This is a genomic window from Membranihabitans maritimus (assembly GCF_021729145.1).
Lineage (GTDB): Bacteria > Bacteroidota > Bacteroidia > Chitinophagales > Saprospiraceae > Membranihabitans > Membranihabitans maritimus.
Genome location: NZ_JAJSLW010000001.1, coordinates 327,684 through 350,864, shown reverse-complemented (window position 1 = coordinate 350,864; position 23,181 = coordinate 327,684). Strand labels below are relative to the sequence as shown.

Sequence of the window (23,181 nt, the reverse complement as noted above, 5' to 3'; positions counted from 1 at the left end):
ATATAAAATATCGTTTTCTGACATTCGGGTTTCTTTTTTTCAAGATTAAGTATGGAAAGTAATTATACCTCAAATTGGTGAATAATACGTAATTAAAAATTGATTGTAACCTGATAAAGATTTTCTGTTTGTCGGTGCTATGGGCAAGGAACTTTATAGAAATAAATATGGTGCGTATACATTTTATAAAAGAGTGATAAATAGGACGGCGAATACAATTTTAAAATACCATATTTTTTTATGGTTAATTATAGCAATATCCTAGATTTTTATTGGGATATAGGGTATGTTTTTTAAAGGATAGATTAATATAATATTATCAATTGCTATCAAATATGTTGATAAATAAAATTTATTGGATTCATTTATTGATATTTATTTTTATAAAATTTGAAGGTTTTTCTCAAACTAAAGTCGAAGTTGGAGAGCAAAGTGAAATTGTAAATATTGGCAAGTCAAAACAATTATTTATTGATGATGCCTTAATTGATTTCTCAAATGATGTTGATTTTGAAATGCACTCCCCTTATTCTGGGGGAGAAGAATTATTGATAGCAGATCTTCCCTTTGAAAAAGGGGGCTATGTCTATTTGTATTCAAGTGTTCTAAAAGATAAAGAGAGTGATAAAGTTAAAATTTGGTACGACTTCTTTCGGCCTAAAAGTGAAGATAATCCATATGATCACGATAGACACATTGGATACGCAGAATCTAATGATGGCATTTATTTTGTAAAGCCTAGTTTAGGATTACATAGTATTGATGGAAGTAAAAAAAACAACGTTGTAATTCCTGGTATGATCGGAGGTAGTTCCGTTTGGCAGGATCCTAAAGCTTCACCTGAAAATAGATATAAAACGCAAGCAAAAGTTTATCCTTCAGGTAAATTTTATATGCACAGTTCCCCGGATGGAATACATTGGAATTTATATTCAGATATTGATCCTCGGGGCCCTCATGATACGCAGACAATTATCTTTTGGGATGAAAGCCTTCAAGAGTATTTGTTCTATGGTCGTTATTTTTTGGAAAATAACGGTATTAGACAAAGAGGCGTAAGACGAGCAATTATGAGTAATAATTTTTCTGACATAAAAAATACTGGACTTGCTATTTTGCCGGATATTCAGGATAAAAGTAAGTATTCAGATGTTCAAGAACGTGGGAATACGGTTGATTATTACGGAGCAACAGTTTTTATATATGAAGACGTGTATATAATGTTGGCTCAATCGTTTTGGCATTGGAATCCCAATACCGAGTATCAAGGGACTGAAGAACCGGGGATGCGTGATATTAGGTTAGCAGTTAGTAGAAATAGTATCGATTTCAAAAGAGTCGGAGAAAGAAGACCGTTTATGTCCCCCGGTCCTTTAGGCAGGTTTGATTCGAAACAAATTTGGGCTATGCCCAACCCTATAATCATGGGGGACGAGATTTGGATTTATTATTGTGGGGTTAACTGGGACCGGGCTGGAAGAGTGGATCCATATGCTGAAGGAGGTAAGAAGGAAGCAGCTATAAGCCGGGCTATTTTGCGTTTGGATGGTTTTGTCTCACTAAACGCATCTTACAACGGTAAGGGAGAGGTTGTTACAAAACCAATTATTTTTTCAGGTAATTCACTTGAACTAAATGCGGATACCGGAGCCGGAGGGAGTATTCGAGTAGAGATTCTGGATAACGACGGAAATATTATTTCAGGGTTTACCAAAGAAGAATGTGATTGGGTCGTAGGTAATTCAGTGCGACATTTAGTGAATTGGAATAGTAAGGAAGATCTTGAAGATTTAAATGGTCAACCAATCCGACTCAGGTTTTTGATGAGAGATTGTGAATTATATTCATTTCAATTTAAATAAATTTTAAACATAAATTAAATGATAAGAACAATACAGGTAGTAACAGCAATATTATTTTTTCAAGTATATTTTTGTTTTGGACAAGAAGTTATTTCAATCGATAACAAACGAGAACTATTTATCGATGATTTCTTATTAGAGGAAAAAGATAATATTGATTTTAAACTTCATCAACCGAAAAGAAAGGGAAAGGTATTATATTTTGATAAACCGTGGGAAGGAGCCTTCAGTTTATACACTACTATAATTAAGGACGGGAATATATATAGAGCCTATTACAGAGGTGTCCCAATAGCAGGGGAGGATGGCAATTCTAGAGAGGTTACTTGTGTAGCAGAGTCTATGGATGGAGTTCATTGGGTGAAACCCAAATTAGGAATTTATGAGATCAATGGTACGTTAGAGAATAATGTGATTCTTGCGAATGCAGCACCTGTAACTCATAATTTTAGCCCATTTATTGATAAAAATCCTGATTGTGATACGGATGAAAAATATAAAGCGATAGGCGGTACACTTGAAAGTGGCTTGATTGGCTTTGTTTCAAAAGATGGTTTGAAATGGAAGAAAATTAGTGAAAAACCTATTTTTACCGAGGGAATTTTTGATTCACAAAATGTAGTTTTCTGGTCTGAATCTGAAAAAAAATATATAGTGTATTTTAGGACTTGGACAGGAGAAGGGTATACTGGAATTAGAACGGTAAGTAGAAGCACCTCTGAAGATTTTATTCATTGGTCTGCTCCGGAAAAGATGACCTTTGGAGAAACACCTTATGAACATTTATATACGCAACAAACCAGTCCTTATTACAGGGCACCACATATATATGTGGCTATTGGTGCTCGATTTATGCCGAATAGGCAGGTGGTTTCTGACCAACAAGCTGCACAGTTGAATGTCAATCCTAAGTATTACAAAGATTGTTCAGATGCAATTTTTATGACGAGTCGCGGTGGGAACGAATATGATCGTACTTTTATGGAGTCATTTATTCGGCCGGGAATTGGATTGGAAAATTGGGTGTCTAGAACTAACTACCCTGCCTTGAATGTTGTACAGACAAGTGATACTGAAATGTCAATTTATGTAAACGAGGATTATGCCCAACCAACCGCTCATCTTTCACGTTATTCGATCAGAATTGATGGTTTTGCTTCATTGAATGCTGATTACACAGGAGGAATATTCGTTACAAAACCATTTATTTTTGAAGGAAAAGAATTAGAATTGAATTATTCAACATCTGCAGCGGGTAGTATAAAAATCGAAATTCAGGATATAAACGGAGAACCCATTCCGGACTACACTTTATCCGAATGTCAAGAAATAATTGGAAATGAAATAAAAAGGACAGTTAGTTGGAATGGAAAAACAGATGTAAGTAAATTGGCATCAAGAGAAATTCGATTGAAATTTTTTCTAAAGGATGCTGATTTATTTTCATTTAAGTTTAATTAACCTTTCCTAATTTAAAAATATGCGGTTTAATAAAGAGATAAATAGAACAGACGAGCATCTTATCACGAAGGAAATTAAAGATTTTGTTCCATCGAAGGTTTTCGATATCCACGGGCATCTATATAATTCGCTACATTATAAAGAAGGATCATTTTCATGGCTTGAGAAGGAACATACTCTGGGGTTAAGAGAATATAAGGATTCAATTAAAAGAACAATTGGTCACGAGTCTATACAGGGGTTGTTTTTCGGCATGCCCCATAAGAGTGGTAAAAGGAAAGAGATAGACGCCTGGATATTAAATGAAATAAAAAGTGATCTTGGGAATAAGAACTATGGGCTAAAATTGGTTAGTCCTGACGACGACCCTACAGTAGTTGCGGAAGAATTGAATAGCAGAAAATTTATTGGTATAAAGGTTTATCATGTATATGCTGATCGTGCAGATACGATGAATGCATCCATAACAGAGTATGCACCAGAATGGATGTGGGAGCTCCTTCATGATATAGGAGGAGTTATCATGTTGCATATTGTAAGAGAGCAGGGTATAGCAGATCAGAATAATCAAGATGAATTGCGAAGGTTGAGTAGAAAATATGGTCGGGTAAAGATTATATTAGCACATGTAGCCAGAAGTTTTAATTATAGGACAGGGCAAAGAGGGCTGGAAAAGATATTTGACCTGGAAAATGTATTCGTTGATACTTCTGCTATTTGTGAGAAAGAAGCCTTTTCAGCTGCGATCAAAAGCCTGGGACCTAATCGTATTTTATGGGGCTCTGATTTTCCCGTAAGTGAAATGCGTGGTAGATGTGTTACAACAGGAGAGCATTTTTTTTGGTTACATCCTGAAATATTGAAAAAAGGTTTTTCTGCACCGACCAGCACCCAAATGACTTTAGTTGGCATTGAATCACTTATGGCCTTAAAAGAAGCTTGTGAAATAGGTGGACTATCAAAAGCTGATATAAATAATATTTTTTTTAACAATGCAATTAATCTGTTGGATTCAATTACGCATACAAATATAAAAAAGGAAAAAAATACAGGATCTGACCTTTGGAAAGAAGCACGAAAGGTTATTGCAGGTGGTACGGGGTTGATGTCCAAAAGATCGGAAATGTTTGACGAGGAAAATTGGCCCGCTTATTATAGCAAATGCAAAGGTTGTGAAGTATGGGATTTGGATGGAAGAAAGTTTATAGACTTTGTTGGAGGAGTTGGTTCGATAATGTTAGGCTATGCCGATCCGGATGTCAATGCCTCAGTGACGAGAAGAATGTCTATGGGAAGTTACTGTTCTCTTATTAATCCGGATGAAGTAATCTTAGCAAAAGAATTATTGAAATTACATCCATGGGCAGAAGGAGGAAAAGTCAAATTCGCCAGGACGGGAGGAGAGAGCATGAGTATTGCCATTCGAATTGCAAGAGCTAAGACAGGTAATAGTGGAATTGCTTTCTGTGGGTATCACGGTTGGCACGATTGGTATCTTGCAGCAAATATTGGTGAAACCAGTGCCCTTGACGGTCACCTTATACCCGGACTAGAACCTACAGGTGTTCCGAGAGAGTTAAAAGGAACTTCAGCTCCTTTTAAATATAATGACCTTGAGAGTTTCGACAATGCAATTGATCAACATGGTTCCAATCTGGCTGCCGTGGTTATGGAACCCATGAGATCCCAGTATCCTGATCCGAATTTTATAGAACATATTGTTCGAACTTGTAGGGACAAAGGAATTATTTTGATTGTTGATGAAATTACCAGTGGGTTGCGGTATGGCTATCCCGGAGCGCATATGAACATTAATCTACATCCGGATATAGTGGTTTATGCTAAAGCAATGAGTAACGGGTATCCTTTCGGTGCCATTGTTGGAAAAAAGGAAGTCATGGAAGGATCAGAAAATAGTTTTATCTCTTCAAGCTATTGGACTGATGGAGTAGGTACGTCAGCTGCCTTGGCAGTATTAAATAAGATACAGGAATTGAATATTCAAGCAACGCTTTGGAAAAAAGGTGAGGCGTTTCAAAAACAGCTTAAAGAATTAGCACAAAAATACCCCGAGTGTGAAATAAAAATTGGAGGAATGCCGGTTTCTCCTACGATGACTTTTTTATCAGGAGAACACTCGCAGATTATGAAAGTTCTTTTTATTAGAAAGATGCTTAAACAAGGTTTTTTAGTGTCCTCATTGTTTTATCTAATGCATGCACACCAAGAGGAACATATCAGGAAACTTCTAATTTCTATGGATGCAGTGCTTTGTGAATTGAATGATATGGTAATCAATGGAGAAATAGAAAATGAAGTTTTCCAAAATAAAAATAACAAAAAAGGATTTGCTCGACTAGCTTAAAATACTATGAAAATGAATGGAAATTTGAAAACGTTTTTATGTGGCTTTTTTTTATTGGCGGTATATTTTCAAACCTTTGGACAAGTTCCTATTTCTATTGAAAATCGTCGCCAGCTCTTCCTTGACCATTACATCCTTGAAGAATTGAATGATGTAGAGCTGAGGCTTCATCACCCGGTCAATGAAGGTCCGGTATTAACCTTTGACAAAACATGGGAAGGTAACTTTAGTGCGTATTGTACGATTTTGAAAGACGGACCGATTTACAAAGCGTATTATCGAGGGGTACGAGATGCCGGGAGTGATGGAAGGGATTCGGAAACCACTTGTATTGCCATCTCGACTGATGGTACTCACTGGACAAAACCTGATCTGGGAATTTATGAAGTAGATGGTACGAAGGATAACAATGTTATACTGGCTCATGCCGCACCGGTAACTCACAACTTCAGTCCTTTTATTGATAAAAATCCCGATTGCAAACCGGATCAAAAATATAAGGCATTAGGAGGAACGAAGAAAAGCGGTTTGGTCGCCTATGCTTCTCCAGACGGTATACATTGGAATAGACTACAAGAAAAAGCCGTTTATTCCAATGGTGTCTTCGATTCCCAAAATGTGGTTTTTTGGTCTGAAAGTGAAAAGCAGTATATATGCTATTTTCGAACCTGGACAGAAGGGGGATTTACAGAATATAAAGGATTCCGTTCTGTAAGCAGAACTACGTCTAAGGATTTTATTAATTGGACGGATCCAGTAAAAATGGAGTTTGGAGGTACCCCCTATGAACATCTCTATACTCAGCAAACGAGTCCGTATTTTCGGGCACCGCAAATATATGTGGCTATAGGAGCTCGATTTATGCCCAACCGGCAGGTACTAACGGATCAACAGGCCGAAGAGCTGAATGTCAATCCCAAATATTTCAAAGATTGTTCGGATGCCATTATTATGACCAGTAGAGGAGGCAATCAATATGACCGAACTTTTATGGAGTCGTATATAAAGCCGGGAATTGGCCTTCAAAACTGGGTTTCACGATCCAATTATCCGGCACTGAATGTAGTACGAACGGGGGAGACAGAAATGTCAGTGTATGTAAATGAAAACTATGCCCAACCTACCGCTCATTTGAAACGGTATTCCATGCGATTGGATGGTTTTGCTTCTTTGGAAGCGGGTTATAATGGGGGTATGGTATTGACAAAACCCTTTACCTTTGAAGGAAAAGAATTAGAAATCAATTATTCTACATCGGCTGCAGGCAGTGTAAAAATTGCATTGCTAGATGAAGATGGGAATGAAATACCAGGTTTTGGTATGGAAGACTGCCAGGAAATTATTGGAAATGAAATTGCAAGAATCGTTGCGTGGGATAATGGAACAGATGTTAGTGTTTTAGCAGGAAAGACTATTCAAATAAGAATGCATTTAAAGGATGCAAATGTATATGCTGTAAAGTTCAATAATTAAAAACACAAAATATGAAAACCCGATTCTACTTATTCCTTTTGATTTTTGTGTCTTTTAATTGGGGTAAAGCTCAGCAGACTATAGATGTCAAACATGAGCGTCAATTATTTTTAGATAGCTATATAATTGAGAATCTTGATCAAGTGGAGATGGTTTTACATCAGCCTAAAAATGAAGGCCCGGTGTTGACTTTTGATAATGAGTGGGAAGGCCATTTTTCTGGGTATACGACAATTATTCACGATGATGTTTACTACCGGGCTTATTATCGTGGATTGCGCGATGCTTCGGCACACGGGGGGGCGGAAGAAACTACTTGTGTCGCCTTATCCATCGATGGGATCCACTGGAAGAAACCTAATTTAGGATTATTTGAGATTTCGGGAAACAGGGACAATAATGTGGTATTGGCTAATGAAGATTGGGTTACACATAATTTTAGTCCTTTTATCGATAAGAATCCAGGTGTTAATCCCAATGAAAAGTATAAGGCTATTGGTGGCCATATTCGAGAGGGAGGATTATTTATTTACACTTCACCTGATGGGTTTCGATGGGAAAGGTATCATCCGGATCCGGTAATTACTGAAGGACCTTTTGATTCACAGAATGTTGCTTTTTGGTCTGAATCTGAACAACAATATATTTGCTATTTTCGAACCTTGAGAGACGGATTCCGATCCGTCAGCAGAGCAACTTCGAAAGACTTAATACATTGGACCGATCCGGTCATTATGGAGTTTGGCAATACCCCTTTAGAACATCTCTATACTCAGCAAACGAGTCCGTATTTTCGGGCACCGCAAATATATGTGGCTATAGGAGCTCGATTTATGCCCAACCGGCAGGTACTAACGGATCAACAGGCCGAAGAGCTGAATGTCAATCCCAAATATTTCAAAGATTGTTCGGATGCCATTATTATGACCAGTAGAGGAGGCAATCAATATGACCGAACTTTTATGGAGTCGTATATAAAGCCGGGAATTGGCCTTCAAAACTGGGTCTCACGATCCAATTATCCGGCACTGAATGTCGTACGGACGGGGGAGACAGAAATGTCAGTGTATGTGAATGAAAACTATGCTCAACCTACCGCTCATTTGAAACGGTATTCCATGCGATTGGATGGTTTTGCTTCTTTGGAAGCGGATTATAATGGGGGTATGGTATTGACAAAACCCTTTACCTTTGAAGGAAAAGAATTAGAAATCAATTATTCTACATCAGCTGCAGGCAGTATAAAAATTGCATTGCTAGATGAAGATGGGAATGAAATACCAGGTTTTGGTATGGAAGACTGCCAGGAAATTATTGGAAATGAGGTCAAAAGGGTTCTGAGCTGGGGAGGAAATCGGGATCTAAGCAGGCTTGAAGGGAAAACCATCCAACTGAAAATAAACATGAAGGATGCTAATTTATATTCTTTTAAATTTAATGAATAAAGTTTTATTAGAAATAATACTTTTCTCTGATTATTGTCAGGTCTAATGTTTTTTGGTTACAAGGTATTTCGTACCTGAAGAATGATTTCTTAATATCTACGTTACTAGATCTACGTATAAACGGATGTGTATACCGCAAAATAATATATCATAAGTGAAAAAAAATATAAGCTATGCATTGCAGTATTTGTTAATTTGCCATTTTTAAATCATCTAATCAAATCAATTTTACATTGAAGAATATAAATGGCCTTATCTTGTTATTAATTGCTTTTTTCGTAATTCCGATAGGTAAGAGTTTCGGTCAGGAATCGATAGGCGTCAAAAAACTAACAGATATAATAATTTACGAAAATGCTGACTTTCACTCGGCATTTCCTTCCGTTGTAAAAAAGGAGGATGGCGAAATAATTGTTGCCTTCAGAAGGGCTCCTAATCGTGCTATTTTTAATGAACCCGGAACGAATCATGTTGATCCCAATAGTTATTTGGTCTATGTAAGATCCCGGGACAATGGTCATTCCTGGACAAAGGAACCGGAATTGTTATATGCACATCCATATGGGGGATCACAAGACCCATGTCTTTTGCAACTAAAGGATGGAACGCTCATTTGTGCAAGCTATGGCTGGGCATTTGTACGAGAATCCGGAATGGATAAATTGAAAGAGCCGGTTTTTAAAAATAAACATGGATCGGTATTTTTAGGAGGATATTATTTGCGTTCTACAGATGGTGGGGAATCCTGGGAAGGTCCGTATTATCCGCCGACAGTTCCCCAGGAAATGAAGTTGACACCAATGGGCGATCCAATTCCTGCTTACAATCGGGGAGCTATGTATGAAGGTAAGGATGGTAGAATATTTTGGGTAGTGGCGGGAAGTGATGACCCGGAAAATACTCGCAAGACGGCTACTTGTTTGCTCATATCCGAAGATAAAGGAATGTCGTGGAAATATTCTTGTCCTGTGGCGACAGATGAAAGAGCTGCGTTTAATGAAACATCCATTTATGAAACACCTAAGGGAGATTTAGTAGCTTTTCTAAGAACTGCTGGACTTGACGACCAGGCATGTATTGCTCGTTCTACGGATGGTGGAAATTCCTTTGGACCCTGGAAAAAGATGGGCTTTCAGGGACACCCGCTTCAGGCAACAAGGCTACCGGATAATCGGGTATTATTAGTCTATGGATATCGTCATGAGCCTTATGGCATCAGAGCGCGAATTCTTAATCCTGAATGTACGGATTACGAAACAGCCGAAGAGATTATCCTTCGAACAGATGGGGGAGGATCGGATATTGGCTATCCCTGGGCTACAGTAATTGACGATAATCAGGTACTGGTCACCTATTACTATAACCTAAAAAACGGAACCAGGCATATAGCCGGTACTATTTTGGAGATTAAATAGGATTTTCAGGTTCTTGTCAGGTCGCCCGACCTGATATCCCTAAATCAAAACAAGGTCAAAAATTCCCATTTATATTGATTACATTCCTCAAAATAAGAACAAGCCGATAAATATTTATATTGCTCAGGAAATTCCGCATATCCAGCCCTTACCGGATTGTAATGAATATAATCTAATTTTTGATAAAAGAAGTTCTCAGAATGAATATCCAATGATTTTGATCGATCCATTCACACTTGATACTCCCGATCCTTCCGGGATGCTTTTAGTAATGAAAAGATATCTACAGCATTGTCTTCCCTCAACTTTTGCAATAACTGATTAGCCGTAAATTTCAGAAATCGATTTTGAACAGATGACAACCCTTTAGATGATTCTATTTGCCAAAGTACGTGGATATGATTGGACATTATTACAAAACCATAAATGGTTACACTATGATCATTAACCAGGAAGTTAAACGAATTGGTTATGACACCTTTATACGAATCATTTTTTAAAACAGCAAGCCAGGTTTTTTAACGTACAAGTTGTAAAGAATATATCCCTGGAGTAATGGTATCCCATGGAATATTGAAGATATTGAATTATTTCCAATAATCATTTAGAAATTATAACACTTCTCCTCCGGTTGGCATCAGTGTCTCATGACCTGATGCACCAATATCTTTAAATTCCTTGTTTTATACTTCTAATTATCATCAAATATACTATAGATTCGGGAGTTGTCGATATTGTCAGGAGACCCAGAAAGCATTCGGGGCTGACAAGAATCACATTGAGCCTATAAACCCTTACCTTGCTTTTAGGCAGGTATTACCCAGGGTATTATGTACAGTCATAGCGCATCCTATAACCTTGTGAGTCAATTGGTTTATTTCCTCTTCAATCCTGACTATCTTATAATCAATTTATTCCTGTTCTGACAATATTGACACTTAAAATACAAAATTTTTATATCTTACAATATGCAATTATTCAATACAAAAGACAGAAGATCCTTCCTCAGGAAGTCACTTGTCGGTGGCATTTCGTATTTATGTATTCCATCCACTTTTGGCCAATTATCCGGACAATTAGGGTATACTATAAGCCATACAATTCCTACCCGACTATTTGATGGGACAAAATGTTGGGTTCATCCCAGAGCGGGTATAGTTCCTAATCTGGGACATGGATCATTCCCAAGAGTGGTAATGACTATGAACACGTTGGACCTGGAGGGAAGTGATGTGTTCAAGGGTATGTTTGGATTGTATTCTAATGATATGGGAGAACACTGGACGAATGTCGAAAAAATAGACAATCTTGCTCCCCGATTTGAGGTTTTTGATGGAGAAGAGAGACCAATAGCTGCAAGTGATTTCTGGCCTAAATACCACAAGAAAACAAAATCCTTATTAGGGATCGGTCACACAGTAGTTTATACAAAAGACTGGAAAGTGACAATGCCCCGGCCCAGACATACTTCTTATTCTATTTATAACTCAAATAAAGGAGGATGGAGCAAATGGTCAAAACTGGATATGCCTAATGTCGAAAAATTTTTTAATTCCGGGGCGGGATGTGCTCAACGATTTGACTTACCTGATGGCGATATACTCTTGCCTGTGTCCTTGTACCCTAAAGGAAGGAATTCCCATATAACGGTATTAAAATGTTCTTTTGATGGTAATACATTGGCGTACAAGGACCAAGGCAATCAATTAGGGATAGATAATAGTACCCGTGGATTACACGAGGCATCAATTACTTATTTCGACGGCAGGTATTACATGACAATTCGGAATGACAAATTAGGATTTGTCTCGACTAGTATGGATGGTATGAATTTTACCCCTATCCAGCCCTGGAAATTTGACGATGGATCAGAATTGGGAAGTTATAATACCCAACAGCATTGGGTGACCCATAGTGACGGTTTGTTTTTGGTTTACACCCGTAGAGGAGCGAATAATGATCACGTTTTCAGGCATAGGGCTCCGTTGTTTATGGCGCGTGTTGATCCTGAAAAGCTATGTGTTTTACGAGAAACAGAGAGAGTGCTTGTGCCTGAAAAAGGGGCTCGGCTGGGGAATTTTGGTGTGGTAGATGTGAGTCCGGATGAGACCTGGGTGACGGTATCAGAGTGGATGCAGCCGGAAGGTGTGGAAAAATATGGTAGTGACGGGAGTGTATGGATTGCACGAATTCATTGGGACCGTAAGAATCATTTATTTACCTTTTAATTCACTCAAAAATCCTCATCAAAATAAATATCTCTGGCTGATAATTAGCACTCAATCTAATAAATCCGTTGTTCTTTTGGGAATTCCCCACCAGGGAAAGCTGCAGGAATCAATACAGTAATCTTCTGTTGGATATGATGCATTTGGCAGAGGAGTGAAGGGAAAAATCTTTAAGAATCAAGGGCTATTGTAGTCAATCTTATATAATAAATAGTGATGGTTATTTTGGATTTCAAATAAATTCGACCGATTATTTTTTCAAAATCAATGAATAATTAATATTTTTTTCTATATTCCGGTAACGTTACCGAATTTGTTAGATTTTAAACTTTATATTGATATAATAGGGGTTGGATTAGCAATTCACAAATACTAATTAGTTTATGACAGTTCGTAAAAAAGATCGTCGGAAATTTATCCAAAGTAGTTTGTCAACAGCAGCTTTTATGGCCTTTAGCCCCTATAATTCTTTAACTTTTCTTACAAAAAGGGAAGAAGAATATTGCCCCAAATCAAATCAGACCTGGATTGAAATTCAGGATAAAATTTATGGTGCAAAGCCTGGTGGATTGGGACCTTTGGGAGGAGGAGTCGGTTACAAACAGGCCATATCAACGGGTACAGTTATAGCCAATAACCTTGATGAGTTTATTAAAGCTGTGGGAGAGGCGAAATCCGGACAGATCGTATTTGTACCCGGGAACGCAATCATCGATTTCACCACCTATATTTATATCGATCAATTCGTATTGGAAATTCCAGAAGGGGTAACTATAGCCAGCGATAGGGGAATCAATGGCTCGCTCGGAGCCCTATTAACCAGCGATGCCCTAAAAACGCCTGTCATGATACGCCCCCAAGGACCTAATGTGAGAATTTCAGGATTCAGGATAGAAGGACCTAACCCCAAACGGTATTTGGAGCACCATGCCAAATCATTTGGACCAGGGGGACAAAGACATGAATATTATTACAAATTCCCTACATCTGTAGGCATTGAATGTCATTTTCCGAAGGTAGAAATTGACAACTGTGACTTGTCCGGATTCTCCCGGGCTGCAATTAGTTTGAAAAAGGGAGAAGATCATATGGTTCATCACAACATGATACACAAATGTCAATATAATGGGTTGGGGTATGGAATCAGTCACGATGTAGCCTCTTCAACCATAGAATATAACCTTTTTGATGAAAACCGACACTCCATTGCCGGTACTGGGAAAATAGGTTGTAGTTATATAGCTCGTCACAATGTGGAAATGGGAACTTCTCTCAGCCATTGCTTTGATATGCATGGAGGTAGGGATCGCAAAGATGGTACACAAATCGCAGGTACCAATATAGAAATATACAATAACACTTTCAGGGCCCCCGAGTTTGCAATTGGAATTCGTGGAAAACCGGAAAATGAAAGTCACATTTACCAAAATTGGTTTGTTAAGCATCAACTTACGGACGAAGCTGTGAGACCATATGGCTTTGATAACATCACTGTATTTGACAATATTTACGGAAAGGAACCAACTGCTGCGAAATAAGTTATAAACGGAATGACAATAATTGTCTAATGGAAATACAAAGAAGAAAATTTATTAAGCATTTTTCAACCCTGGGATTGGGATTATCTGCCATAGGACCTTCTATGGATAGAATTGCTCAAAGTTATTACAATAAAATTGAATCCGAAGGTGAAACCCCGGTGCTATTTTTTGATGGTTATACGGAAGTTGGTCCTCAGAGGGTATCACATTCCAAAGAAAGGAAAAAACTTGGAGACTTAATAAAAGAAATGGATTACTGCTCGATTTCGGGTGCCTTGGTGGCTTCCACCATGTCATTAAGTTATGACGCCCATTTTTCTAATTTGAGGTTGAGCAAAGATCTGGAACCATATCCTTATTTATTTGCGATTTGGAATGTAATGCCTCATATAACTGGTGAATTTCCAAATCCCGAAGAATTGGGAAAACATATGAAGGAGCACAATGTAAGGGCTGTAATGATTCACCCAAAATCCAATTCCTGGGATTGGAAAGGAAGCCATTGTGATGAATTGTTTAATTGGTTGAGTGATCAAAAAATCCTGACCATTATTCCCAATTTTGGGGAATTAGGAACATGGAATGATGTCGACATTTTCCTTAAAAAATACTCCCAACTCCCGGTCTTATTAAAAAATATTTCCTGGGCGGCGCAGCGATATGTTATTCCTTTGGTAAAAAGACACTCCAATCTACATATCAGTTTTGAAACCTTTCAAATAAATGAAGGACTGGAATATTTTCACGAGGAAGGTTTGACTGACCAATTGGTATTTGCATCCAATACCCCTACAATGTCAGCCGGAGCACATAGAACCTATGTGGACTATGCCCAGATTCCAAGAACTGCAAGGGAAAAAATTGCGAGTGGAAATCTCATTCGCCTTTTACAAGGGCAAAAGCCACCCAAAGAAAAGAATAACAGGAATGAAGACATTCTTATGAAATCCATCCGTCGGGGATTAGCGCTTCCTATACCTATTATTGATATGCATATGCATATTCTTCATGAAGGCCTCCATGGTGCAGGAAGGCATTACAGGATGAAAAATGGAGGTCCTTCAGCGGTTTTTTCGCTAATCAATAAACTTGGATATGCTGGAGGAGGAATTATGAGTTGGGATGGTGTTGTCAGCCAGGATGCCCGTTCCGGAAATCATACGACGAAAGCTGCATTGGACTCCTCTCCTGGAGGGTATTGGGGTTTGGGAACATTTGACCCCACACAATTTACCCAAAGTGAGATGAAGAAGATGATTGAGAATGTATATAGTGACCCAAGGTTTATCGGGATGAAACCGTATTTGTTATACGGGCGCGAGTACCATCATCCGTCTTACGATGTATGGTGGGAATACGGAAACAAAAACCATTTCTACGGGCTTCTCCATAATTCACGATCCGACCTTTTGGAGACGGATGTGCTTGCTGGGAAATATCCGAATGTCCGTTGGATTATTGCCCATGCAGGCAATAGCTTTTCCATGGCGGAGAAATCCATTGAAATAATGAAAAAGCATTCCAATGTCTTTGCGGAAGTAACCTATACGACGGTTCCACTAGGTGCAGTAGAATATCTTGTAGAGGAAGCTGGTGCAGATCGAATTCTTTATGGATCAGACCTTCCTATGAGAGACCCCCGTCCGCAATTGGGATGGGTAGTTTTCTCCGATTTGTCACTGGAAATTAAAAAGAAAATCCTGACTCAAAATGCTATAAATGTTATTGAACCTTGTTGGAACCGTCTTCCGGCAAAGTCTCGACCTACCATTAATTAAATAAAAATCAGATAAAGATGAAAAAGAAAATATCTAGAAGAAATTTCGTAAAATACAATTCTGTAGCGGGTTTAGGAACAGCTGCAGGTCTTCAGATCACCGGAGACGTATTCAACATCGGGAAAAATTCATCCTCTACTCCGGCAATTTTGGGAGGGACTCCATCCATGGGGCACGATTGGCCCGACTGGCCTATATGGAAACCACAAATTGATGAAGAGCGCGTGATAGAGGTTATACGAAGTGGGGTTTGGTCCAGAGCTGCAGTTGTCAAGGAATTTGAGGAAAAATGGGCAGAAACCCTCGGGGTGAAACGGTGCCTTACCGTAGTCAATGGAACAAATGCATTAAATGCAGCTCTTGCTCAATATGAAATAGGATGGGGAGATGAAGTTCTAGTAACTCCATACACCTTCATTGCATCTGTTTCTTGTATCCTCTTTAATGGAGCTATTCCCGTATTTGTAGATGTAGATCCGGAAACTTTTCAAATGGATCCCGCAAAAATTGAAGAAAAAATAACTTCGAATACGGCGGCTATATTGCCGGTTCATATATTGGGTTTACCCTGTGATATGGATCCTATTATGAAAATTGCCAAAAAGCATAAACTCAAGGTAATCGAAGATGCTTGCCAGGGTTGGTTGGCTGAATACGATAATAAAAAATTGGGTACAATCGGTGATGCCGGATGTTTCAGTTTTCAAAATTCCAAAAACCTTCCAATGGGGGAAGGAGGGGCTATCGTAAGCAACGACGACGAGTTTATGGATCGTTGTACTTCTTTTCACAACTATGGGAATCCATACGGGTCAGTTTCCGGTGAAGTAGGTGCAGGAACAATTCGTATCGGTACCAAGCTGAGAATTACAGAATATCAGGCTGCCATTGGACTGGCCCAACTCAAAAGACTGGAAGATCAAACTGAATTACGAAGTAAGAATGCAGAACTTCTCAAAGGTAAAATCAAAGATGTTCCCGGAATCCTGCCGTATCGTTTATACGACAAAACAAATCGGGCAGCTTTTCACCTGTTTCCATTCCGATATAAAGAGGAAGAATTTAAAGGGCTTTCGAGAAGTAAATTCCTGGAGGCTCTTAGAGCAGAAGGAGTTCCTTGCTCAAGTGGATATAGACCGCTGAATAAGATGCCGTATCTGGAAAATGCTTTTAACTCCAAATTCTATAAGAAGTTTTACCCCTCAGAGCGCCTGGATTACGATTCATATGCTGAAGTCAATGAATGTCCCCTAAATGATCAATTGTGTGATGAAGCAGTTTGGTTTACGCAAAATTTATTGTTGGGAAGTAAAGAGGATATGAATAATATTGCCAATGCCATAGAAAAAATATATAAAAATGCGGAGAAGATAAAATAATAGCACTGTGACAGGGTAAAGATTGAATGTTTTAGTGGTTTGTATCAAGAGCTCAATAAGTCATAAAGAAAACTTATATTAGTATTTTGGAGCAATAAATATTGTATATGTTTTCCAGCTTTGATTCGACACTTTCCGATTGCTAGCTGTCGCCAGAGGCTTTGGCCGACGACGACCAAAGTCTCTTAAGGGGTGCAGTGGCAAGGTTGTTTTGAAATCCAATGTAGGGCTACTGCAATCTACTCCCTTCGCAAAATGTTCCCGTTGGGGATGGGATTAATAGGAAAGCCCGTGTGGAAATGTCCAGGCTGAAACGCCAGCATCCGAAGTATGTTGAGAATTGGAAGCATTGATTGTAATGTCCCTGCCCGTATGGGGTAAGAGGAAGATTGTCTCTATTGTTTTTTGTGTAAAACATTAGGTTTTTGTTGATAAATTTAAATCCAAACCCAATTGAACCAATATCAAAGGTTATATATTTTATTACTCTTTTTCATCCTTTGCCTGTCTTCGTGTAAGAAAACTGAACAAGATGTGGATTGGGCTGAATATCTTGGAGGCCTGGATCGAAATCACTATTCCATTCTTGATGAGATCAATGCAGAGAATGTAAACCTGCTGGAGAAGGTATGGGAGTACAATACAGGAGATAAGGGGGAAATGCAATGTAATCCATTAATTATTGACCGGCATTTATTTTCTACAACTGCGACGAATGAGGTTATTTCTCTGGATGCGACTACAGGCCAATTTATTTGGAAGTTTTCAGCATCAGAGGATAAATCTTTTTTAGTAAACCGCGGAATTTCTTTTTGGAAAAATGGTGATGATAAAAGAATTTTTACGGCCTATGGGGAATGGTTGTATGCATTGGACTTTTACACAGGAAACAAGATTGCAACTTTTGGAGAAAATGGCAGGGTTCACCTTAAATCCGGCATGGGAGAGAATTCAAAAGAGAAATTCGTTACATCCAGGACTCCGGGTACTGTTTTTGACAATTTGATAATTATGCCTTTGGTCGTTAGTGAAGGGAATGGAGCTGCCCCTGGGTATATTCAGGCTTTTAATACGGTAACAGGAGAACTGGAATGGGTTTTTCATACGATTCCCAGGCCAGGTGAGTATGGATACGAAACCTGGCCCGAAAACGCCTATAAAAGTAATTCTGTAGGGGGAGGTGCCAATAGTTGGAGCGGAATGTCCCTTGATGAAAAGAATGAAATCTTGTTTATTCCTACGGGGTCTGCTTCACCCGATTTTTATGGTGGTGAGCGAAAAGGTGAAAATTTATTTGCCAATTGTATTATTGCATTGGACGTACGAACCGGTAAAAGAATTTGGCATTACCAGGTGGTTCATCACGATATTTGGGATCGTGATTTACCGGCTCCACCTAACTTGTTTTCCGTCCGTAAAGATGGTCAGGAAATTCCAGCTCTTGCTCAAATTACCAAATCGGGACATGTGTTTGTATTAAACCGACTCACAGGTGAACCGATTTTTCCAATTAATGAAATTCAAGTACCGTCTTCTTCCATTCCCGGTGAAGAAGCCTGGCCGACCCAACCTGTTCCTGAATTACCCCAACCCTTTAGCCGTCAGGTGATAACTGAATCAGAAATAAATCCTTATTCGCAAGATAGGGATTCACTACACGCAGTTTTTCGTCAGGCCAATAAGCCAGCTTATACGCCCCTAAGTGAAGAACCCACTTTCATTTTACCGGGGAGCCATGGTGGGGCGGAATGGGGCGGTGCAGCAATTGACCCGGAAGGTATAATGTATATTAATTCCAATGAAATGGCTTGTGTTTTTAGTTTGAGCAAAAATACTACCACTCAAAGTAGCAACTCGATGAGCTTCGGTGAACGCCTGTATGCTATCAACTGCGAATCTTGTCATCGTCCCGACAGGAAAGGGATTCCTTCTAGCGGTTATCCTTCTCTAATTAATCTACAGGATCGGTTGTCAAAGGAAGATGTCGGGACAATAGTACAAAGAGGGAAAGGAATGATGCCGGGGTTCCCCCAACTAACCGAAAGGGAAATGGTCCAATTATTAGGATTTCTTTTTTCCGAAGAGATAGAACCTTCAACACATCCAGTTGAAAAACAGGCAAATGGTCCAATTCAGTGGAAGTTTAATGGGTATACTCGGTTCAAAGATAAGGCTGGTTTTCCGGGAATTTCACCTCCCTGGGGAACTTTGACTGCAATTGATCTCAATACAGGGCTTCATAAATGGCAAATACCAATTGGTGAATACCCGGAATTGAAAGAAAAAGGAATTGAAAATACCGGCACACCCAATTACGGGGGACCACTAGTTACTAAAAATGGTTTGATATTCTTAGCAGCTACCACAGATAAAAAGTTTCGGGCAATTGATAAGTCTTCCGGACAAGTAATTTGGGAAACAGATCTGCCTTACCCCGGTTTTGCCACACCAAGCACTTATAGAATTGATGGTAAGCAATACATAGTGATTGTATGTGGAGGGACTAAAGCGGATGCTCCTAAAGGTGATGCAATTGTAGCTTTTGCATTACCTTAATCTGAATTCGAAAATGCTAAATTCAAATACCATACTAACCAATTAAATAATTAAAATTCAAACAAATACAATTCTTTTGATTGTTCAATTGAAAAATTGAAGTTTTTTGTATAATAAAATATTTAATCGAAATATTTTATTATAATTTGAATATTTACTATATTCGGTAACGTTACCAGCGAAATTTTATTCTGACGAATTCAACAAGGAGTTTGTCTGGTTATTTGATTGCAATAAACATGAATAGAATAACCTCATAAAGGCAAGGAAAGAAATAAAATAAGCACTGCAAGCGGAGAGAACCTATGGATATCATTTTTATAGAAAAAAATAAAGCTTGACTGAAGTTATAATTTAGTTTTATATGTATTGGCCAGTTATTTGCCATAGCTGGTGAAGAAAAGAAGGCGTGAAATCCGATAAAAGATATTGATTTATATATAGAACCACACCACAATCCCAAAGTTGTTCATGCGGAAAAAATATACTTTGGCAGATAGTTGAAATTTAGTGACACTCGTCATTGAGAAAAACAATGGATTTAAAACAACTGATTTAATGGAAATTCTATTTGTAGTACAGATTGCTTCGATTTCGAGACAATCCAGTATTATTAACAGAAGATATTGGAATTAAGTGCATAAAATTATCTGAACTCGACGAATAGTTATTGATTCAGAGGGAACAAAAGTGGAAAATACAAGACAACTTGTTGAAGTTTTGTCGGTATAAAACAACGGGCGGGAGCATAGTAGATTCGACTTGTCAATACGGGCTTGAGAATTTTTTTATTATGGAGTTACCACTTAAAAATTGTGATCCTCCTCCTAAATGAGGCTCTAAATTGGCTACTATATAATCACGCTTTTATTAAACCTCCCTCTTCAAAAATGCTCTGAACTCTTAAATTCTTCGAAATCAAATTACAATATCAATATTAATAGGAATGAAAAAGAAATATAAGCGTAGGCAGTTTTTAGGGCAATTAACAGTAGGAAGTGGACTGTTGATGAGCGATGGGTTTTGGAAGGTCTTATCGAAGCCGGGTATGTATAGAAATGAACCCTTATTTGATTGGTCATTATGGAAAAAATACCGGGAAACCGTCAAACATCCTTGTCTCACTATAAAACCTGTAGACATTGAAAATGCCCATAGAAACATAGAAAAATACAAATGGGCAAGAAATTATTCTTCTAATATTGAGAAGACAGCAAAATACTACCTTCCCTATATCGAAGGTGAGTCACTGAATACATTAATCACTAAGACGACCCCGGGGCACAGTCGTATGACACCTTGTCCGGCTTGTCGCGATAAGAATTTGCCAAATCACCCCGGAGGATTTTGGATTTGGGATATTGACACTCCTGAAGAATTAAAGTGCGAAGTTTGCAACACCATATTTCCCAATAAAGATTATCCTGAGACCATTCATCTCCATGCCACCTGGGGCGCCCCACAGACGATTAGTTATTTCGGGGGAGAACCTTTTGAAATATTTGGATTCAAAAAAGGGCGTCCTAGTTTTTCCGCAAATATCAGGGCTCGGAAAGTCCGTTGGGCAGCAAATTACAGTCGACTACTTGCAGAAGCATATGTCTTAACGGACCAACCTCAATATGCGGATGCATGTAGAAAAATCCTATTACGTCTTGCCACGTGTTATCCCAATTGGATGGTTCATGTGGGGTATGGAGAGTTTGCGGATATGGATCCGAAAATAGCTTCCTTACGGATCAAGGATTTGCCTGAAGATGAATTGACGCCCCCTCCTAACAAGCCCGATCGCCAATTATGGACAGGATATTGGTCTGCCGGTCGATCAATCGGGAGAGGATTTGAGGCTACTTTTGTGCGAAAAGTAGTAGAAGCCTATGACCTGACCTGCTCCGCATATCGCGACGACAGATCTCCTGTCTATTCAAATGGAGAAAAAATACAAATTGAAAAAGACCTACTTCTGGAGAGTACGATTCTTCTTGTTTGTGATAAGGGTAACAATAATAAATCGATTAACAATCGGCCGGCAGTCGGGTTGGTAGGTATGTGTGTTGGGCATCCGGAGTTGGTTCGATTTGGATTGGAAGGATTTGAAAAAGCAACTAAAGAATGGTTTTTGAAAGATGGAACCACAAAAGAATCTCCCTTTTACGGTTTAATGGCTCTGGGAGGCATTTGGGATCTTGCGCAAACCATGCGAGATTATAGTGATCCCCATGGTTTTACAGATATTAATGGAAACAGGATTGACGGAAAAAACCTTTATGAAGAACCGGCCTACCAACAGATTTGGGAAGCATTTTATAAAGGTCTGAGAGGGGATCTTACGTACCCTCCTTTTGCCGATTCTTTCCACAATCTGATATTAGACCCGTCATATTTAGAACTTATGGTCGCTAATTACCCGGAAAATAAGCTGTATCTCTCTCTGTTGAAGAAAGCTTGTGGGACAGATCTTTCATTACCAACCGGTCCGGTCCCGGATTCCTATTTTGAAGAAGATATAGAAAAAGTAAAAATGATGACGCTGGCATTTCCATACGATTTAAGCCGGGCAAGCAGCCCTTCTTCTTTTTCTTTGTATTACAGGAAGCCGAAATCAGTTGACAGGTATAGTCCCCCTATTCAGTTTACTGACTGGAATCCTCCAAATCTTCGAATCGGACACTTGAGAACTGGAAAATATGGACGTGAAAGTTTACTATTACTTAACGCAAGCCACTGGCGTGGACACAATCATTCAGATAGTCTAAATCTATATTACTGGAAGAATGGTTCTGAGATCTTGTCCGATTTTGGTTATCTCTGGGATCATCCTCAAAAGAAAATGAGCAGTCGGACTCTAGCCCATAATACTGTATTGATTGACGAAAAAGATCAAATTTCTGTAGAAAGAGGCGGGAACATGAGGCATTTCAGTGCTTCTACAAATGTAAAGATGATGGAAGCGGAATCTTCGGCTTACATGGAGACATCATTGTATAGAAGAACTACTGCTATTATTGATCACGGTAAAGGGCGAAATTATATAATAGATTTCTTTAGGGTCAGAGGAGGTGATATCCAGGATTATGTATTTCACCTTGACACGCTAAATTTTGAAACTTCGACACCGTCTAGTTGGAGTACGTATCAGGAGTCATTATATGATTTTGACAAGGTTCAAAATAATAGTAATAAGGGGTCCTGGCAACTTATTTGGACTGCGGGTGAGAATATGAAATCCCGCGGATGGATGCTAAGTCATCCAAATGAGACTTCTTTTATTGGACGCGGATGGGGACAAAAAGACTGGGAAAATTCAGATTTTGGGGCAAAGGCTACCTATATAGTCCGACGATCCCGGGGAAAAACTTTAAAAACATTTGTATCGGTTTTCGAAGGAAGTGATTCGGGTGAGTTTTTTATACGCAATGTGTCTTATGATACAGACCAAAATCTTTTAATAATTGATACAAATGAAAGTAAAGATTATATTATGTCCGCTTTAGATTATAAGAAATTAGAGGTACCTGTGGGATCAAAGTCAGAAATATTAGAAGGGCATTTTGCAGCTGTTTCGGTCCGGGATGATGAAATCTTATTTAGATCTTCTGTACAACCATGAATTACTGAACTGGTTTATTTATTTCTCTTTAATGAGTGTACAGGTATTGATGATAAAAATGTAGTGAT

The 23,181-nt window shown here is 38.7% G+C and carries 13 protein-coding genes and 1 pseudogene; 12 read left to right on the top strand and 2 right to left on the bottom strand.

Going from position 1 to position 23,181, the window contains the following annotated elements; translation table 11 throughout:
* The first annotated feature begins 335 nt into the window (after positions 1-335).
* The 6 genes from LVD47_RS01215 to LVD47_RS01190 all read left to right on the top strand — a co-directional run bounded on the left by LVD47_RS01215 (position 336) and on the right by LVD47_RS01190 (position 10,021).
* Positions 336-1,862 (top strand): glycoside hydrolase family protein, encoded by a 1,527-nt coding sequence (locus LVD47_RS01215; protein WP_236973690.1) that lies wholly within the window; start codon positions 336-338, stop codon positions 1,860-1,862.
* Between the two features lie 18 nt (positions 1,863-1,880).
* On the top strand, positions 1,881-3,323 hold the full coding sequence (locus tag LVD47_RS01210) for a glycoside hydrolase family protein (RefSeq protein ID WP_236973689.1): 1,443 nt from the start codon (positions 1,881-1,883) through the stop codon (positions 3,321-3,323).
* 19 nt (positions 3,324-3,342) lie between these two features.
* A complete protein-coding gene (locus tag LVD47_RS01205; RefSeq protein ID WP_236973688.1) occupies positions 3,343-5,688 on the top strand; it encodes an aminotransferase class III-fold pyridoxal phosphate-dependent enzyme in 2,346 nt (781 codons plus the stop codon).
* 12 nt (positions 5,689-5,700) lie between these two features.
* Entirely contained in the window at positions 5,701-7,161 is a 1,461-nt protein-coding gene (locus LVD47_RS01200; protein WP_236973687.1) for a glycoside hydrolase family protein, read from the top strand.
* 11 nt (positions 7,162-7,172) lie between these two features.
* Positions 7,173-8,606: a glycoside hydrolase family protein gene (locus LVD47_RS01195; RefSeq protein ID WP_236973686.1), complete on the top strand. Its 1,434-nt coding sequence runs from the start codon at positions 7,173-7,175 to the stop codon at positions 8,604-8,606.
* Positions 8,607-8,839: 233 nt separating this feature from the next.
* Positions 8,840-10,021 (top strand): sialidase family protein, encoded by a 1,182-nt coding sequence (locus tag LVD47_RS01190; protein WP_236973685.1) that lies wholly within the window; start codon positions 8,840-8,842, stop codon positions 10,019-10,021.
* A gap of 44 nt (positions 10,022-10,065) precedes the next feature.
* Here LVD47_RS01190 and LVD47_RS01185 read toward each other — a convergent pair whose 3' ends face one another.
* Positions 10,066-10,251 (bottom strand): hypothetical protein, encoded by a 186-nt coding sequence (locus LVD47_RS01185; protein ID WP_236973684.1) that lies wholly within the window; start codon positions 10,249-10,251, stop codon positions 10,066-10,068.
* Positions 10,252-10,509: pseudogene (locus LVD47_RS01180) on the bottom strand (transposase); the annotation flags it as partial.
* A 480-nt stretch (positions 10,510-10,989) separates the two neighbouring features.
* Here LVD47_RS01180 and LVD47_RS01175 point away from each other — a divergent pair.
* The 6 genes from LVD47_RS01175 to LVD47_RS01150 all read left to right on the top strand — a co-directional run bounded on the left by LVD47_RS01175 (position 10,990) and on the right by LVD47_RS01150 (position 23,113).
* Positions 10,990-12,249, top strand: coding sequence for a sialidase family protein (locus LVD47_RS01175; RefSeq protein WP_236973683.1), 1,260 nt, complete (start codon positions 10,990-10,992; stop codon positions 12,247-12,249).
* Positions 12,250-12,632: 383 nt separating this feature from the next.
* Positions 12,633-13,787: a right-handed parallel beta-helix repeat-containing protein gene (locus LVD47_RS01170; RefSeq protein ID WP_236973682.1), complete on the top strand. Its 1,155-nt coding sequence runs from the start codon at positions 12,633-12,635 to the stop codon at positions 13,785-13,787.
* 29 nt (positions 13,788-13,816) lie between these two features.
* A complete protein-coding gene (locus LVD47_RS01165; protein WP_236973681.1) occupies positions 13,817-15,568 on the top strand; it encodes an amidohydrolase family protein in 1,752 nt (583 codons plus the stop codon).
* Positions 15,569-15,585: 17 nt separating this feature from the next.
* The gene (locus LVD47_RS01160) at positions 15,586-16,947 is read left to right on the top strand and encodes a DegT/DnrJ/EryC1/StrS family aminotransferase (RefSeq protein ID WP_236973680.1); all 1,362 of its coding nucleotides are present in this window, start codon (positions 15,586-15,588) and stop codon (positions 16,945-16,947) included.
* 534 nt (positions 16,948-17,481) lie between these two features.
* A complete protein-coding gene (locus tag LVD47_RS01155; protein ID WP_236973679.1) occupies positions 17,482-19,503 on the top strand; it encodes a pyrroloquinoline quinone-dependent dehydrogenase in 2,022 nt (673 codons plus the stop codon).
* 946 nt (positions 19,504-20,449) lie between these two features.
* A complete protein-coding gene (locus LVD47_RS01150) occupies positions 20,450-23,113 on the top strand; it encodes a heparinase II/III domain-containing protein (RefSeq protein WP_236973678.1) in 2,664 nt (887 codons plus the stop codon).
* Positions 23,114-23,181 lie beyond the last annotated feature (68 nt).